The organism is Bradyrhizobium sp. 61, from assembly GCF_023073075.1.
Classification (GTDB): Bacteria; Pseudomonadota; Alphaproteobacteria; order Rhizobiales; family Xanthobacteraceae; genus Bradyrhizobium; species Bradyrhizobium barranii.
In genome coordinates, this window is sequence record NZ_JADPIU010000082.1 from 376,912 (window position 1) to 392,580 (window position 15,669).

Sequence of the window (15,669 nt, forward strand, 5' to 3'; positions counted from 1 at the left end):
CACCATCGGCCGCAATGCCGCTCGTTACTTCTTCTCCGCCCGCGCGTTCCCCGCGTCCCACGCCTGGAATTGCTTGAACAGCGTTTCCCTGTCTGCGTCGGACACCTTCTGGGCCGCGGGGTTCTGCTTGAGGAACGCCTCGAAGCGCTGCCGGGTCACCGGTTCGACGCCGTGCTTGTCGAGCCATTGCTGCGCCACCGGCAATCTGTTCCAGCCCGTCAGAGGTGCCGGGAGCGAGACTTCCTTCCACTTGGGATGGAAAGGAGGGTTCTGCAGGGTCGGGAATTTCGTGAAGAACGCATCCACGAACAGCGCAAGCTTACGGTAACGGTCGGTGTTGGGCGCCCAGTTGTAGGCCGCGAGCACCGCCGGCACCGCGATGGTGTCCACGTTATCGCCTTCCTTGATCAGGTTCGGATAGTCCTTGGCGGTCAGCGTCGCCGGCAGATAGTCGCTCTGGAGCGGCTTTGCATAGTCGACCCCCGCGAGGTGGAAGCGGCCGTCATTGCTGAAGGTCGACACTGACTTGTACGGCTTGCCGCCGACCACGATGACGGCGTCGATCTCGCCGGCTTTCAGCTTCTCCATCGCGATGCGCTGCTCGACATAGACGAAGTTCGCCTTGATCCCGAGCCGTTCGAACACGGTGAGCGCGGTGACGAAGGTGCCGCCGTTCGGCAGGTCGACGCTGACGGTCTTGCCTTCGAGGTCCTTGAGCGTCGCGACCGATTTCGGTGCGATCACCTGCATCTCTTCATTGTAGAGCTTGGTCACATAAGTGAACTGCTTCTTGATGTCCTTGGCAAAGCCCTTGCGCTCGAGATAGTCGAGCGTATCCGCCCGCACGATGCCGAGATCGACGCCTTGCAGGAACAGAATGTCGGCGACGCTCTGCACCGAGCCGCGGCCGACGATTGGCAGCACGCGGATCTTGTTGCCGTCGTCGAGCACGGAGGCGAGGTCGGCGCCGAACTGCACGTAGGTGCCGCCGATCGTGCCGGTGATCAGCGTGACCGTATTGGCGTTCAGCGACTGCTTGGTCGAGGTCGAGCCGAACTGGAAGATGGCCTTCAGGCCGTCCGAGACCTTGGCCGGATCGTATTCGGTCTGCTCGGCGCGTGCCGCGAAGGCACAGATCGTCATGATGGCGGCAACCGCCATTCCCAAAGCGTTACGCATGATACCCTCTAAAAAGTTCTAGTTCTGAAGCTGAGCGAGGCGCTGCCGCGCCTCCGCCGATCCGAGTGCCGCGGCCTTCTGGTACCAGTCGCGCGCGACGGTCGCGTCGCCGGCGATGCTCCGCGCGTCGCTGGTGCCCAGCACGGCCGGGTCATAGGTCTGCGCCAGCAGAAACGCGGCCATTGCATCCTGTGCATTGGCCGCGCGCTCGAGCAGCAGGCGGGCTGCAACAATATCGCCGATCCTCAACAGGTTCTTCGCGCGTGTCATCAGCCCGGCCAGCGTGTCGGCATCGAGCGTCTTGGCGAGCGTCTTGGCGGGCGGAGTGGGCGCCGGCGGCGCCGCGACGGGTGCGGGCGCAGGTGTGGGTGCCTGGGCTTGCAGCGCCGTCTGATAGGCGGTCGCGATCGCTTCGCGGCTCGGCGTTGACGGTGCAGGGGGAACCTGCGTGTCGGCGCTCGCCAGCCTCGTGTTGGTCGCGCGGTCCGAATCCTTCAGCGAGCTCTGCGTCATGGCCGGCGTGTTGGCCGACGCCATGGCTTGCTCCGGCGCGATGCCCATCCAGCTAACGGCATTGGCGGCGAAGAGGCCGCGAAAGTCGGACTGATACAGTGTGACCAGAACTGCCAAGGTGGATGCCGTCAGAACGGCCGCGAGAACACGTGGGACAATTCTGGAGCGCACCTCAATGGGCTCATATTCGCGTGGGTCCGGCGCACCGAGCGGATCGGACAGGAAGAGTGGAATTGGATCGTCCTGCGAAAGATCTGCCCGCGCGGCGCGCGCACGGATAAAGGACGCGGTCGGCGGATGTGATGTGGCTCGATCGGAGTCGAACGCCTTCGACTCCTTCGACGGGCGATGTGCCGTCGTCTCCATGGTCATGCTCCCCATTACCAACGCAACGCAGGGGCAATTCGGCTTAAGTCTTCTTGCTTTTGTCCAAAGTGTCCCGCAAATGGAACCGGTAAAACGCAGTTGGAATCAGCCCAAAAAACGACGACGGTTTGCGCGAATTAGGAAATATTTGGGTTTGATTGAGGCGGAGCGGAGGAATGCACCACGATTTTGGCGGTGATGGTTGAGGAAGGTTTTCCTAGACTCCGCTGACTTTGACCCCGGGGCATCCAGTGGGCCGCGGCGTCTCGGCTGAAATCTCTGGCGTCTCTGAAATCTGGACCGCCCGCCTCAGTACGCAATTGCGCAGAAGGCGGGCGACGACGGTCGCATATGTGGCGAGTGCGTGTGGCAGGCAAGCGCTGCGGCTCACACCATCACGGATGCAGGATCACCTTGCCCATGGCCTGGCGTCCCGCCAGAACCTTCAGTGCGTCGGCGGTTTGTGCCAGCGGGAAGGTGCGGTCGACATGCGAGGAAATCTTTCCTTCCGCGGTCCACTTCACGAGCTTCTCGAGATTGGCGCGGTTCTTGGCCGGGTTGAGCCGGGTCCACGCGCCCCAGAACACGCCGCGGATGTCGCAGCCCTTCAGCAGCGCGAGGTTCAGCGGCATCTTCGGAATGTCGCCGGCGGCAAAACCGATCACCAGGAAGCGGCCTTCCCAGGCGATCGAGCGCAGTGCCTGCTCGGCATAGGCGCCACCAACCGGATCGAAGATGATGTCGACGCCCTTGCCGCCGGTGAGCTTGCGCAGGCCCTCTTTCAAATCTTCCTTGCCGTAGTTGAGCGTCAGCTCGGCGCCATGCGCTTTCGCGAATTCGAGCTTCTCGTCCGACGAGGCGCAGGCGATCACCTTCAGGCCCATCAGCTTGCCGAGCTCGCAGGCGGCCAAGCCGGTGCCGCCGGCCGCGCCCAGCACCGCGAGCGTCTCGCCCGGCTTCGGGCTCGCGCGGTCTTCCAGCGCATGCAGCGCGGTGCCGTAGATGATGATGATGCCGGCCGCGCGGTCATAGTCGAGATTGTCGGGAATCTTCACGATCGATGCCGCCGGCAGCGCGATCTTTTCGCGCGCGCCGTTGTGGCCGCAAGACGCAACGACGCGATCGCCGACCTTCAGATCAGTCACGCCGGGACCGATGCTCTCGATCACGCCGGCGACTTCGGCGGCGGGCGAGAACGGGAACGGCGGCTTGATCTGGTACTTGCCCTGAATCATCAGGATGTCGAAGAAGTTCAGCGCCGCCGCCTTGATCGCGATCACCGCTTCGCCGGGACCTGCCACCGGATCCGGCACGTCGGCAAGCACGAGATCATCGGGCTGGCAATATTGCGAGCAGAGGATGGCTTTCATGGCGGCACCTTCTTGAGAAGACTGGGCGTTTCGAGGTGGAATTATAGTTGGTCCGTTTCTGCCGGATTTAGTGCGGTCCGACAATCCGGTTTCTTTGCGCAAGAGGATGCGCAGGCCTATCCTCGCGTCATTGCGAGCGCAGCGGAGCAATCCAGAATCCGTCCTGCGGAAATAGTCTGGATTGCTTCGCTGCGCTCGCAATGACGAAACAAGAAGAAAAAGAGGATTCAAACGATGTTTGAAACAGGTCTGCTCAGGGACAAGCGCATCCTCGTCACCGGCGGCGGCTCCGGCCTCGGCGCCGCGATGGGATACCGCTTCCTCGCGCTCGGTGCCGAGCTCGTGATCTGCGGCCGCAAGCTTGATCGGCTGGAAGCGACGGCGAGTGAGATGCGCGCGCAGACCGGCGGCAAGGTCACTACGATCGCCTGCGACATCCGTGACGGTGGCGCCGTCGACGATATGGTGGACGCGATCTGGCGCGAGGCGCCGCTCGACATTCTCGTCAACAACGCTGCCGCAACCTTCATCGCGCAGAGCGAGCATCTGTCGTTTCGCGCCGCGGACGCGATCCTCGCGCCGACGCTGCATGGTGCGATGTACTGCACGCTCGCCGCCGGCAAGCGCTGGATCGACGGCAAGCATGGCGGTGTCGTGCTCTCGATCCTCTCGACCTCCACCATCACCGGCCGCGCCTTCACGGTTCCCTCGGCGATGGCGAAGTCGGCGGTGCTGGCGATGACCAGGAGTCTCGCGGTCGAGTGGGGCCCGAAGGGCATCCGCACCGTCGCGATCGCCCCGGGCCCGTTCCCGACCACTGGCGCCTCGGGGCAGCTCCGTCCCGAGGGCCGCGACGAAGGCTGGACCGCCCGCAACCCGATGGGGCGCACCGGCGAGCACGGCGAGCTCGCCGACCTCGCCAGTTTCCTGGTCTCGGACCGTGCCGGCTATATCAATGGCGAGATGGTCGTGATCGACGGTGGCGCCCATTTGCGCAGTTCCGGCGCCGAGGATTTGTTGCGCTGGACCGACGCCCAATGGGCCGAGCAGCGCGCTGCGCGATCCAAAGGCTGAGCCGCTAACTGCCTTCCCAAATTGGACTTTCCCGGTTATCCCTGCCGGGGGACAAAGCGCGGCCGGGCCATCTTCCAGTCACAATATTGAGGGAACCACTCCAGCATGTGGCGGGTGCTGATTTTAGCCTTGATGACGGGCGTTATGGCCGTGGGAATCACCGATTCCGCGCGGGCGCAGACGGCGCAACCAGCGCCCAAAGCCGCGCCAAAGGCGGCTGCACCGGCGGCCAATCCGGCTGCAAAGACAGTAGCAAAGCCCGAGAGCAAGCCGGTGGCTCCAGCCACCGCAGTTGCGGGCGGCGCAGAGCCGACCCTGATCGGCCAGTTCGGCACCTGGGGCGCCTATTCGGCCACACCGAACGGCAAGAAGGTCTGCTTCGCGCTGGCCAAGCCGTCGTCGTCGAAGACCAACCCGCCGAACCGCCCGCGCGACCCCGCCTATGCCTTCGTTTCGACCCGGCCGGCGGAAAAGGTGAACAACGAAGTCTCGGTCATGATCGGCTATGCGCTGAAGCCGGGCTCGGAATCCTCGGTCGAGGTCGGCGGCGCCGCTTTCGCGATGTACACGCAGGGCGACGGCCTCTGGATCAAGAACGCGGCCGAGGAAGAGCGGATGGTCGAGGCCATGCGCAAATCCGCCGATCTCGTGGTCAAGGGCGTCTCGGCCAAGGGAACGGAGACAACCGATACCTTCTCGTTGAAGGGCCTCGCCCAGGCGCTGGACCGGATTTCCCAGGATTGCAGGCGGTAAACCAGCCGCGTTAAGGCTGCGGTCGGTATCACGGTCGCAATCGGCGGTTCCGGTTGCTATATTGGGGTATCCCAAAGGTGCAGCCGACATGGCCGGGCTAAAGCGCGAAGCGCGTCTTCGCACCAGATGTCCCGGCCATCCACGCGCTAGCAACGGGCGGAATAGAACGTGGATGCCCGGGACAAGCCCGGGCATGACGAGAGATATCAGGCAACCAATGCAACCGACGACCGAGCCGCACCACGCAATACTGGTGGAGAAGACTCCGCTCGAAACCTATGTGCCGCCGGCCAGGCCCTCGCTGATCGGCCTGTCGCGCAGCGAGCTTGCCGACCGCCTCGGCGAGATCGGCGTTGCGCCCGCGCAGCGCAAGATGCGCGTCCAGCAGCTGTGGCACTGGCTCTATTTCCGCGGCGCCCAAAGCTTCGACGATATGACGTCGATCTCGAAGGGCATTCGCGCCGAGCTCGCGCAGCATTTTACGGTCGACCGTCCCGAAGTCGTGGCCGAGCAGATCTCCAACGACGGCACCCGCAAATGGCTGCTGCGGCTGCCGAGCGGCGACAATGTCGAGCGGGCCCACGAAGTCGAGTGCGTCTACATCCCCGAGACCGATCGCGGCACGCTTTGCGTCTCCTCCCAGGTCGGCTGCACGCTGAACTGCTCCTTCTGTCACACCGGCACGCAGCGGCTGGTGCGCAATCTCACCGCCGGCGAGATCGTCGGACAGGTGATGGTCGCGCGCGACCGCCTCAATGACTGGGCCGATCGCGAAGACGGCACGCGCCGCGTCACCAACATCGTGATGATGGGCATGGGCGAGCCGCTCTACAATTTCGACGCGGTGCGCGACGCGCTGCTCATCGTCGGCGACAATGAAGGCATCGGCATCTCCCGTCGCCGCATCACGCTGTCGACCTCGGGCGTCGTGCCGAACATCGTGCGCGCGGGCGACGAGATCGGCGTGATGCTCGCGATCTCGCTGCATGCGGTGCGCGACGAGCTGCGCAACGAGCTGGTGCCGCTCAACCGCAAATATCCGATCAAGGAGCTGCTGCAGGCCTGCCGCGACTATCCCGGCGCCTCGAACGCACGCCGCATCACCTTCGAATATGTGATGCTCAAGGGCGTCAACGATTCGCTCGACGATGCGAAGCTGCTGGTGAAGCTGCTCAAGGGCATTCACGCCAAGATCAACCTGATCCCGTTCAATCCCTGGCCCGGCACCGCCTATGAATGCTCGGACTGGGACCAGATCGAAAAATTCTCCGAATACATCTTCAACGCCGGCTATTCCTCGCCGGTGCGCACCCCGCGCGGCCGCGACATCCTCGCCGCCTGCGGCCAGCTCAAGTCGGAGACGGAAAAGCTCAGCGCCCGCGAGCGCCAGGCGCTCCGCGCCATGGCGATGACGGATTGAGGATGCGTGCCCGCGTTCTCGCATCCCCGTCATTGCGAGCGCAGCGAAGCAATCCAGAATCCCTCCGCGGAGACAGTCTGGATTGCTTCGTCGTGGAGCCTGTCATCCGGCCCGCCGAAGGCGGGACCGGGTGGCTCCTCGCAATGACGGCGAGGTGAGCTTTCCCGTCATGTCCCTGATCGGCCGCCTCATCGTCATCTTCATCGGCTTCCTCGCCGCCTGCTTCGTCGGCGGCATGATCGTCGTCGTCGCGCTGCTGTTTCCGGAGTTCGCCGATCTCGGCGCCGGTCCCGTCGATCAGGGCGCGATCGACATCCTGCTCGGCTTCGGCTTCATCTTCGTCTCGGGCTTTGCGCTGGTTCCGGCGGCGGTGATCGTCGCGATCACCGAAGCGCTCTATATCCGCAGCGCGCTCGCTTATGCCGTGGGTGGCGGCGTAGTTGGCCTAGCCTGCTATCTCGGCCTCATCCCCTTCCACTCCGATACGCTCCAGTTCGAAGGCATCGTGCGGCGGCATCTGGAGATCATGACGGGCGCGGGCATCGTCTCCGGCGTGGTCTACTGGCTGATTGCCGGCCGTAACGCCGGCGCCTGGCGCAATCCGCCGCCCCCGCACAAGCCGCCTCCGCCGCTGCCGTCGAATTCGCGGCCGGATGCGCGGTGATTTTCTTGCCTTCCTCCGGGGTTTCCATCTCCTCCCCGCTCCGCTAAACCGCGCGCATGAACCGGACTGGACTCTTCATCGCCCTGGCGCTGTGGCTCGTGATCGGCGTCGTTTTCGGCCTCTATCCCGAGCTCGATCTCAAGCTCGCCGCACTGTTCTTCGACCCCGAGACGAAGACGTTTCCGCTCAAGCTGAATGAGTGGGCGGGCGTCGCGCGCGACGCCGCCATGTGGGTCGCCTGGGCATTCGTGCTGCCGCCGCTGGTCGCGCTTGTGGTCAAGATGATCCGACCCGACCGGCCGCTGATGGTATCGGGGCGCGCGATCGTATTCCTGCTGGTCACCATCATCATGTCGGCAGGCATCCTCACCAATCTCACCTTCAAGACCTATTGGGGACGGCCGCGTCCGGTGGTGGTGACTGAGTTTGCCGGCGACCAGCAATTCGTGCCGTGGTGGGATCCGCGCGGCGATTGCGCGCGCAACTGCTCGTTCTTCTCGGGCGAGGGCGCGACCGCGTTCTGGACGCTGGCGCCGGCTGCGCTGGCGCCGCCGGCATGGCGGCCGCTCGCCTATGCCGGTGCGCTTGTGTTCGGCATGGTCACCAGCGGGCTGCGGATGGCCTTCGGCGGCCACTTCTTCACGGACGTCTCGATCGCCGGCCTCGTCACCTTCGTCGTGATCTGGTTCGCCTACGCGCTGATTTACCGCTGGCCGCGGACCCGGTTCTCGGACGAGGCGGTCGATGCCGCCCTGACCCGGCTGAACATGCCCGCCTACCGGCTCCGCCAGCGCCTGTTCGGCCGCAAGACAGGCCCCGAGCCGTCGATTTGAGCCATTAAATGCGTGCCGAGGCGTGCGAAATTTGATATTCGCGCGGTCAACCCACAAACGCCATCAGCCCCTTGAGACCCGATTGGAAGCCCCATGACCACGATCCTGAAAAGCCTGCCCAAGGGTGAGAAAGTCGGCATCGCTTTTTCGGGCGGTCTCGATACCAGCGCGGCGCTGCTCTGGATGAAGCAGAAGGGCGCGCGCTGCTACGCCTACACGGCCAATCTCGGCCAGCCCGATGAAGCCGACTACAACGAGATCCCGCGCAAGGCGGAAGCGTTCGGCGCCGAGAAGGCCGTGCTCGTCGACTGCCGCACGCAGCTCGTCCACGAGGGCATCGCCGCGATCCAGTCGGGCGCCTTCCACATCTCGACCGGCGGCATCACCTATTTCAACACCACGCCGCTCGGGCGCGCTGTCACCGGCACGATGCTGGTCGCGGCGATGAAGGAGGACGGCGTCAACATCTGGGGCGACGGCTCGACCTTCAAGGGCAACGACATCGAGCGCTTCTACCGCTACGGCCTGCTGACCAATCCATCCTTGCGCATCTACAAGCCCTGGCTCGACCAGCAATTCATCGACGAGCTCGGCGGCCGCGCCGAAATGTCGGCGTTCATGACCGCGCAGGGCTTTGCCTACAAGATGAGCGCGGAGAAGGCGTATTCGACCGACAGCAACCTGCTCGGCGCCACGCACGAAGCGAAGGATCTCGAAAGCCTCGACAGCGGCATCAAGATCGTCAACCCCATCATGGGCGTGCCGTTCTGGCGCGACGATTGCGCCGTCAAGGCCGAGAAGGTCGTCGTGCGTTTCGAGGAAGGCCAGCCCACGGCGCTGAATGGCCAGACCTACTCTGATCCCGTCGCGCTGTTCCTCGAGGCCAATGCGGTCGGCGGCCGCCACGGACTCGGCATGAGCGACCAGATCGAGAACCGCATCATCGAGGCCAAGAGCCGCGGCATCTACGAGGCGCCCGGCATGGCGCTGCTGCACATCGCCTATGAGCGCCTCGTCACCGGCATCCACAACGAGGACACCATCGAGCAGTACCGCATCAGCGGCATGCGCCTCGGCCGCCTGCTCTATCAGGGCCGCTGGTTCGATTCGCAGGCCCTGATGCTGCGCGAGACCGCGCAGCGCTGGGTCGCGCGCGCCGTCACCGGCGAGGTGACGCTGGAGCTACGCCGCGGCAACGACTATTCGATCCTCAACACCGAGAGCCCGAACCTCACCTATGCGCCGGAGCGGCTCAGCATGGAGAAGGTGGAAGACGCAGCATTCACGCCGGCCGACCGCATCGGCCAGCTCACCATGCGCAATCTCGACATCGCTGACACCCGTACCAAGCTGAAGCTCTACACGGATACCGGCCTGCTGTCGGGCAGCGAAGGCTCGCAGATCTTCCGGCTGGAGAACGACAAGAGCTGAGGCCTTTTTTTGGGCTGAGGCCTTTTGTCGCCCGATCGGGCGACGCGCGACTTAATGACGGTGTCATTCTCGATCGCTAGCTTTCCGTTCCTGTTGGGAACGGATTGCGGAGCATCGCGCATGGTCAAGGGATCGGCACTCGCCTCACTCATCGTCCTCTGTTGGACAACGTCGCTGTCGGCGCAGACGATCTATCCGATCGATCGTGCCGAGATCCTGGCCGGCGCCCGGTTCGACTTCAAGGTCGAGTTTGCCGGGCCGGTCGATCCGGCCAGGCTGAAGGTGACCGTGAACGGCGCGGACTATGCCGTCGCGTTCGGCCGCGCCGGAACGTTCGTCGATCGCGAGGACGGCAAGGACCAGTCGGCGCTGATCTTGCGCGATGTCACGCTGACCAAGCCGGGCAGCGTCGCGATTGAGGTGAGCGACGGCACGCAGCAGCGCAGCATCGCATGGACGGTTTACGACACCGGTCCGCGCAAGGCGAAGAACGTCATCCTGTTCATCGGCGACGGCATGTCGCCAGCGCATCGGGTCGCAGCGCGAATCCTGTCCAAGGGGATTGCGGAAGGCAAGAGCCGCGGCAAGCTCGCGATCGACGACATGCCCCACATGGCGCTGGTGGCGACCGCAGGCTCGGACTCGATCATCACGGACTCCGCGAACTCGGCCAGCGCCTATGCGACTGGCCACAAGAGCGCCGTCAACGCCCTGGGTGTTTACGCGGACCGCACCGCAAGCCCGTTCGACGATCCCCGCGTTGAAACCATCACCAGCCTCGCCAGGCGGCGGCATGGCATGGCGATCGGTGTCGTCACCAACACCGAGATCGAAGACGCGACGCCGGCCGCGATGGTTGCGCACACCCGCCGGCGCGCCGCCTATGACGAGATCGTCGAGCAGTTCTTCGCGGCGAAGCCGGATGTGCTGATGGGCGGCGGCAGCGCGAATTTTCTGCCGAAATCCGCGGCCGGCTCCAAACGCAAGGACGAGGCCGACTACATCGCGAAGTTCCGCGACGCAGGCTATCAGGTCGCGACGACCGCGAGCGAGCTCGGCGCCTCGGCCGCAAAGCCGGAGACAAGCAAGCTGCTCGGCCTGTTCGCGACCGGCAACATGGATGGCGTGCTCGACCGCAAATTCCTCAAGGGCGGCGGCGTGAAGAAATTTCCTGAACAGCCTGATTTGACCGAGCAGGTGCGGGCGGCGCTGAACATCCTCTCGAAGAACGAGACCGGCTTCTTCCTGATGGTCGAATCCGGACTGATCGACAAATATGCGCACCTGCTCGACATGGAGCGGGCGGTCTACGACACGATCATGCTCGACAACGCGGTGCGCCAGACGCGCGAATGGGCACGGGCGCGCGGCGACGACACCCTCATCCTGGTCTTGGCGGACCACAATCATCCCAACAGCCTTGTCGGCACGGTGAACGACGACATGGGCACCACGCCCAACGTTCCCTTGCGCGAGCGTGTCGGCGTCTACGAGCAGGCCGGATTTCCCAACTATCCGGCGCCGGATGCGGAGGGCTATCCGTCACGCGTCGATGTGAGCCGCCGGCTCGCCATCTTCTCGGCCAGCCTGCCGGACCACTACGAGACGTTCCGCCCGAAGCTCGACAATCCCAACGAGCCGACCGTCAAGGCCGGCGACGACGGAACCTTCAAGGCCAACGACAAATACAAGGACGTCCCCGGCGCGGTGCTGCGCCCGGGCAATCTGTCGGCGATGATCGGTGCCAGCGTGCATTCGGGCGAGGACGTCATCCTGACGGCCACTGGCCCGGGCAGCGAGCGCGTGCACGGCTCGATGGACAACACCGAAGTGTTTCGCGTGATGGTCGATGCGCTTGGGCTCGCCGCAGGGCAGTAGGAGCAGTCGCGTACCGCGCGACATTATGCGGCACCATCTCGCATGAGACCGGAAGGAGGTTGAAACGACCGAATGAGTGGGGCCTCGCAGCGACGGAGCGACCAATGGCGAAGTACAGAGACAATCTGCCTCAGCGCCGCGGCGGTATCTTCCTGACCGACGGCGGCATGGAGACGACCCTGATCTTTCACAAAGGTCTGGAGCTTCCTCACTTCGCTGCCTTCGTGTTGCTCGAGAGCGAGGCCGGCCGCTCGCATCTGAGGCAGTATTACGAGGCCTATCTTGCGATCGCGCGTCAGCATGGGCTCGGTTTCGTGCTCGACAGTCCGACCTGGCGCGCCAATCCTGATTGGGGTGTCAAGCTCGGCTACGATATGGATGCGCTCACGGCGATCAACATGCGGGCAATTCTTTTTCTCGAGGAATTGCGCGGCACATGGGAGACCTCCGGCCTGCCCTGTGTGATCAACGGTGCGATCGGTCCGCGGGGCGACGGCTACAAGGCCGGCAACATGGATGCGACGGAGGCGATGGACTATCATTCGTCCCAGATCGCCTCCTTCGCCGAGGCCGGCGCCGACATGGTGACCGCGTTCACGCTGAACAGCGTCAATGAAGCCATCGGCGTGGTGCGTGCTGCAAAGATGCACGCGATCCCGGTTGCCGTCTCCTTCACGGTCGAAACTGACGGTTGCCTGATCAGGGGAGAGACCCTGCGGGAGGCGATCGAAATCGTCGATCGTGCAACGGAACGTGCTTGCGAATATTTCCTGATCAACTGCGCTCATCCGACCCATTTCGAGAGTGCCCTCCAAGCCGGCGAGCCATGGGTCGAACGCATTCATGGCGTGAGGGCCAATGCGTCGGCCAAGAGTCATGCCGAGCTCGATGAGTCCGAGGTGCTCGACAGCGGCGATCCCGCCGATCTTGGCCGCCGTTATGTGGCGCTCAGGCGGGCATTCCCGCGCATGCAACTGCTCGGCGGCTGCTGCGGCACCGATCACAGGCATGCCGCAGCCATCTGCGCTGCCTGCGTGCCGCTTCAGGCAGCGGGCGCCTGATCCAAACAAAAATGGCCGGGATTGCTCCCGGCCATTTTGCATTTGTGCTTCGCCTCAGCGCGGCGGCGCGGTGCCGGGCGGGGGCGGCGGCAGCGAGGCCTGGCCGCCGTTGAGCAGCGGCGTGATGTTGCGGACGGTGACGCGCCGGTTGATCAGGCTCGGTCCTTGCGTCTGCTCCTTCAGATACTGCTCGCCATAGCCCTGCGAGGTCAGGTTCTCGGCGGGCACCCCGAACTGCTGGGTCAGCAATTCGGCCGCGGATTGCGCACGGCGGTCCGACAATGACAGATTGTCGACCTCGTTGCCGACCGCGTCGGTGTGTCCCTCGATCAAGAACACCGCACGCGGGTTGCGCTGGATCGCACGGTTGAGACCGTCGGCGATCCCCTGCAGCCGGGCCGCCTGGTCCGGCGGGATGGTCCACGAGCCCGTCTCGAAGGTGATCGTGTTGACGTCGATGCTCGGCATCTGCATGCGAACATTGGGGCTGTAGCGGATCTCGTCGAGCGTGTAACGCCGATCGATCCGCTGTACCGGCGGTGCCTCCATGGTCTGGTAGATCACGTCCGGCGATGCTTCCTCGGCGTCGACGATGTAGCGATCGTAGGGAATGTTCACGACCGGCGGCGGCGCATCGACATAGAAGCCGCCGACCGACCGCGGATCGCGGTAGCTGTTGTCGATGATGATGATCTCGCGCCCGCCGGGGTCCCTGCGGATTCGCCGCAGCAACGAACCGTCCGGGCCGACCACGGTGATGACCTCGCTGCCATCAGGACGGATCACGACCGTGCGGGTCTCGCCGCCGACGGTGTCGGTGCGGATGTCGCGGGCGCCATAGCGGAAGCGATAGAGGTCGTTGCCGCGGACGTAGGCCTGCCCGCCCGGATCGCGGATGATGATGCGATCCGGTTCGGTGTAGACGGTGCGGCCGCCTTCGATGGCCTCGCGTCGCTGGTTGTGCAGGTCGGCAATGGTGGCTCCGATCACGGCGCCGGCCACCACGCCCGCACCGATCGCGAGCGGTGTCAGGTCACGCTGCGGCGGGCGCGGCGGAGGTGGCAGCGGTGCGACGACTGTCGGCCTTGCCTGGAAGGCAGGCGTAACCGTCGGCGGAGCGAATTGCGCCCGGTTGGGCGGCGGCGTTGCGGCCGCCGAGCCCGGGACGGTGCTCGGCGCAGCGGCACCGGCGGGCGCCGCGGGCCGCGGCGGGAGGCCGCCGGCCTGGGGCGGCGCAGCCGGAGTTCCGGCTGCGGGCGCGCCAGCAGGAGGCGTTCCGCCCTGTTGACCAGGGGTCGGCGTCGCCGCCGGCGCTGTGCCGGGGGCGGGCGTCGGTCCTGCACCGGGACGGCCGGGCAGCGGCGTCGGAGCGCCACCGGGGGCCGGCGTGGCCGTTGGAGCGGGCGCGGCACCGGGAGCCGGTGTCGGTGATCCTGCAGCCGGAGGCGTGCCGGGACGTCCGCCGGGCGGCGGGGTGCCCGGGCGTCCAGTCGGCGGTGCGCCGGGCGTGGCGCCCGGTGCCGGCGTTGCCGTCGGCGCAGGTGTTGCCGTCGGAGCAGGCGTGGCGGTCGGTGCAGCCGCGCCAGGGCGGGCCGCAGGCGCGGCCGGTGAAGGCGACGGCGTAGCCGCAGGTGCCGGCGCCGGACGTGCGGGTGCTGCTGCGGGCGGCGTTGCTGCTGCCGGCGGAGTCGGAGCGGGACGCGCGGCAGGCGGAGCTGCGGCGGGAGGCGGCGTCGGCGTGTGCTGCTGCGCGGCCGGGGGCGGCGGAGTTGGCGCAGGCGCATGCTGCTGGGGTGCCGCAGCCGGAGGCGGCGACGGCTGCTTGGGAGCTGCCGGCGGTGGGGGTGGCGGCGGAGGCGGAGGTACCGGACGTGCCGCAGGCGGAGGAGGCGGTGGTGGGGTCGGGCGCGCCGGCGCGGCAGCCGGCGGCGGCGGAGCGGGAGGATGCGGAGGTGCAGCCGCAGGCGGCGGCGCCGTGGGGCGCGCAGGAGCTGCGGGCGGTGCCGCGGCCGGAGGAGGTGGTGCGGCAGGACGTGCGCCAGGCGGCGGTCCCTTCGGCGCTTCCTTCGGAGGCTGCTTCGATTTGTCGGTCTCTGGTGGTTGTGTCTGCGCCTGCGCGACCACGAGCGGCGGCGCGCTTTGCGCATGCGATGCGGAGCTTGCGAATTGCATCGCGGTCAGAGCCGTCGTTGCAAGCAGCACGAAACGAAGGTTGGTCATGATGGTGAACTTCCCCGGAAGGTTCTTTGACGAAGTGTCGGGATGAACAGCTACGCGTTAGGCCGGAATGTGGCGGGCGAAGAGGTCGCGGGCCGATTTATTTCTGCACGCAAATCACCTCACTATGGTGACGTTCATTGCGCATTCAGACGCAGGTTGCAATTGCCTCACATGTGATGCTTCGCCTCACATGTGATCGCGCAGCGAACTTGCATCCGTCGCGGGATTCGGCGTGAGCGGTCCGTTCGGTCCGCGCGATGGAATCTCTTCCGGCACGTGGCCCGGCAATTCGTCGGGCTGCGGTGATTCGCCGGGCTCGCGCACCGGCGGCGCAATTTCAGGCTGCGGATTGCCCGGCGGAATTCCAGGCGGCGGCTCGGTGGGGGTGCCCGGTGTTGCCGGCGGAATCTCGGGCGGTTCGATCGGCATCGGCATCATCGAGATCAGTTGTCTGGAGAATGACAACGATGATGCCGCGCCGATGTTCCTTGTCGTGTCGTGCCTGAACGCGCGCTATTCCGGCGCGTGGCAGACGGCCTCGATGTTGTGTCCGTCAGGGTCGAGCACGAACGCGCCGTAATAGTTCGCATGATAATGCGGGCGGATGCCGGGTGCGCCGTTGTCGCGACCGCCGGCCGCCATGGCCGCCTTGTAGAAGGCGTCGACCGTGGCGCGATCCTTCGCGAGAATCGCGATATGCACCGGCTTGTTCATCGCGCCTTCCGCACCGAACCAGAGGTCCGGCTTGCCGTTGGCGCCAAAGCCTGCCGCCGGAGCGTGGCCGGTCTGCTCCGCCGTTACCTCCATGATCAGGCTGTAATCGAGCGGTGCCAGCGCCTTGGCGTAGAACGCTTTCGCGCGCTCATAGTCGGAGACCGAAAAACCCAAATGGTCGATCATCGCAAAT

General features: G+C 65.4%; 14 protein-coding genes. 8 read left to right on the top strand and 6 right to left on the bottom strand.

The annotated features are described in order from the left end of the window. Positions 1–24 precede the first annotated feature (24 nt). From IVB46_RS32690 to IVB46_RS32700, 3 genes are all read right to left on the bottom strand, one after another. The gene (locus IVB46_RS32690) at positions 25–1,179 is read right to left on the bottom strand and encodes a TAXI family TRAP transporter solute-binding subunit (protein WP_135213903.1); all 1,155 of its coding nucleotides are present in this window, start codon (positions 1,177–1,179) and stop codon (positions 25–27) included. Between the two features lie 18 nt (positions 1,180–1,197). Beyond that, on the bottom strand, positions 1,198–2,058 hold the full coding sequence (locus tag IVB46_RS32695; RefSeq protein ID WP_247306642.1) for a hypothetical protein: 861 nt from the start codon (positions 2,056–2,058) through the stop codon (positions 1,198–1,200). Between the two features lie 395 nt (positions 2,059–2,453). Continuing rightward, on the bottom strand, positions 2,454–3,428 hold the full coding sequence (locus IVB46_RS32700) for an NADPH:quinone oxidoreductase family protein (RefSeq protein ID WP_014490699.1): 975 nt from the start codon (positions 3,426–3,428) through the stop codon (positions 2,454–2,456). A gap of 234 nt (positions 3,429–3,662) precedes the next feature. Here IVB46_RS32700 and IVB46_RS32705 point away from each other — a divergent pair, with 234 nt between their 5' ends. From IVB46_RS32705 to IVB46_RS32740, 8 genes are all read left to right on the top strand, one after another. After that, positions 3,663–4,502, top strand: a complete 840-nt coding sequence (locus IVB46_RS32705; RefSeq protein ID WP_247344287.1) for an SDR family oxidoreductase — start codon at positions 3,663–3,665, stop codon at positions 4,500–4,502. Positions 4,503–4,607: 105 nt separating this feature from the next. Beyond that, entirely contained in the window at positions 4,608–5,255 is a 648-nt protein-coding gene (locus IVB46_RS32710; RefSeq protein WP_063980355.1) for an invasion associated locus B family protein, read from the top strand. A 217-nt stretch (positions 5,256–5,472) separates the two neighbouring features. Beyond that, a complete protein-coding gene (rlmN, locus tag IVB46_RS32715) occupies positions 5,473–6,675 on the top strand; it encodes a 23S rRNA (adenine(2503)-C(2))-methyltransferase RlmN (protein WP_247306644.1) in 1,203 nt (400 codons plus the stop codon). Between the two features lie 169 nt (positions 6,676–6,844). Continuing rightward, positions 6,845–7,339, top strand: coding sequence for a hypothetical protein (locus tag IVB46_RS32720; protein ID WP_063980357.1), 495 nt, complete (start codon positions 6,845–6,847; stop codon positions 7,337–7,339). 56 nt (positions 7,340–7,395) lie between these two features. Further along, the gene (locus tag IVB46_RS32725) at positions 7,396–8,172 is read left to right on the top strand and encodes a phosphatase PAP2 family protein (RefSeq protein ID WP_247306665.1); all 777 of its coding nucleotides are present in this window, start codon (positions 7,396–7,398) and stop codon (positions 8,170–8,172) included. 93 nt (positions 8,173–8,265) lie between these two features. Beyond that, on the top strand, positions 8,266–9,603 hold the full coding sequence (gene argG / locus IVB46_RS32730) for an argininosuccinate synthase (protein WP_247344292.1): 1,338 nt from the start codon (positions 8,266–8,268) through the stop codon (positions 9,601–9,603). A gap of 120 nt (positions 9,604–9,723) precedes the next feature. Then, positions 9,724–11,481 (top strand): alkaline phosphatase, encoded by a 1,758-nt coding sequence (locus IVB46_RS32735; protein ID WP_247344295.1) that lies wholly within the window; start codon positions 9,724–9,726, stop codon positions 11,479–11,481. Between the two features lie 104 nt (positions 11,482–11,585). After that, on the top strand, positions 11,586–12,542 hold the full coding sequence (locus IVB46_RS32740) for a homocysteine S-methyltransferase family protein (RefSeq protein ID WP_247306672.1): 957 nt from the start codon (positions 11,586–11,588) through the stop codon (positions 12,540–12,542). Positions 12,543–12,596: 54 nt separating this feature from the next. Here IVB46_RS32740 and IVB46_RS32745 read toward each other — a convergent pair whose 3' ends face one another. The 3 genes from IVB46_RS32745 to IVB46_RS32755 form a co-directional block, all read right to left on the bottom strand. After that, positions 12,597–14,762, bottom strand: a complete 2,166-nt coding sequence (locus tag IVB46_RS32745) for an OmpA family protein (protein WP_247306674.1) — start codon at positions 14,760–14,762, stop codon at positions 12,597–12,599. Between the two features lie 186 nt (positions 14,763–14,948). After that, positions 14,949–15,191: a hypothetical protein gene (locus IVB46_RS32750; RefSeq protein WP_247306675.1), complete on the bottom strand. Its 243-nt coding sequence runs from the start codon at positions 15,189–15,191 to the stop codon at positions 14,949–14,951. Positions 15,192–15,275: 84 nt separating this feature from the next. Continuing rightward, positions 15,276–15,662, bottom strand: coding sequence for a VOC family protein (locus IVB46_RS32755; protein WP_208083890.1), 387 nt, complete (start codon positions 15,660–15,662; stop codon positions 15,276–15,278). Between the last annotated feature and the right edge of the window lie 7 nt (positions 15,663–15,669).

Bases quoted from the DNA above. Each gene is read 5' to 3' on its own strand.
- IVB46_RS32690 (WP_135213903.1), bottom strand. From the start codon at position 1,179: ATGCGTAACGCTTTGGGAATGGCGGTTGCCGCCATCATGACGATCTGT.
- IVB46_RS32695 (WP_247306642.1), bottom strand. From the start codon at position 2,058: ATGGAGACGACGGCACATCGCCCGTCGAAGGAGTCGAAGGCGTTCGAC.
- IVB46_RS32700 (WP_014490699.1), bottom strand. From the start codon at position 3,428: ATGAAAGCCATCCTCTGCTCGCAATATTGCCAGCCCGATGATCTCGTG.
- IVB46_RS32705 (WP_247344287.1), top strand. From the start codon at position 3,663: ATGTTTGAAACAGGTCTGCTCAGGGACAAGCGCATCCTCGTCACCGGC.
- IVB46_RS32710 (WP_063980355.1), top strand. From the start codon at position 4,608: ATGTGGCGGGTGCTGATTTTAGCCTTGATGACGGGCGTTATGGCCGTG.
- rlmN (WP_247306644.1), top strand. From the start codon at position 5,473: ATGCAACCGACGACCGAGCCGCACCACGCAATACTGGTGGAGAAGACT.
- IVB46_RS32720 (WP_063980357.1), top strand. From the start codon at position 6,845: ATGTCCCTGATCGGCCGCCTCATCGTCATCTTCATCGGCTTCCTCGCC.
- IVB46_RS32725 (WP_247306665.1), top strand. From the start codon at position 7,396: ATGAACCGGACTGGACTCTTCATCGCCCTGGCGCTGTGGCTCGTGATC.
- argG (WP_247344292.1), top strand. From the start codon at position 8,266: ATGACCACGATCCTGAAAAGCCTGCCCAAGGGTGAGAAAGTCGGCATC.
- IVB46_RS32735 (WP_247344295.1), top strand. From the start codon at position 9,724: ATGGTCAAGGGATCGGCACTCGCCTCACTCATCGTCCTCTGTTGGACA.
- IVB46_RS32740 (WP_247306672.1), top strand. From the start codon at position 11,586: ATGGCGAAGTACAGAGACAATCTGCCTCAGCGCCGCGGCGGTATCTTC.
- IVB46_RS32745 (WP_247306674.1), bottom strand. From the start codon at position 14,762: ATGACCAACCTTCGTTTCGTGCTGCTTGCAACGACGGCTCTGACCGCG.
- IVB46_RS32750 (WP_247306675.1), bottom strand. From the start codon at position 15,191: ATGCCGATCGAACCGCCCGAGATTCCGCCGGCAACACCGGGCACCCCC.
- IVB46_RS32755 (WP_208083890.1), bottom strand. From the start codon at position 15,662: ATGATCGACCATTTGGGTTTTTCGGTCTCCGACTATGAGCGCGCGAAA.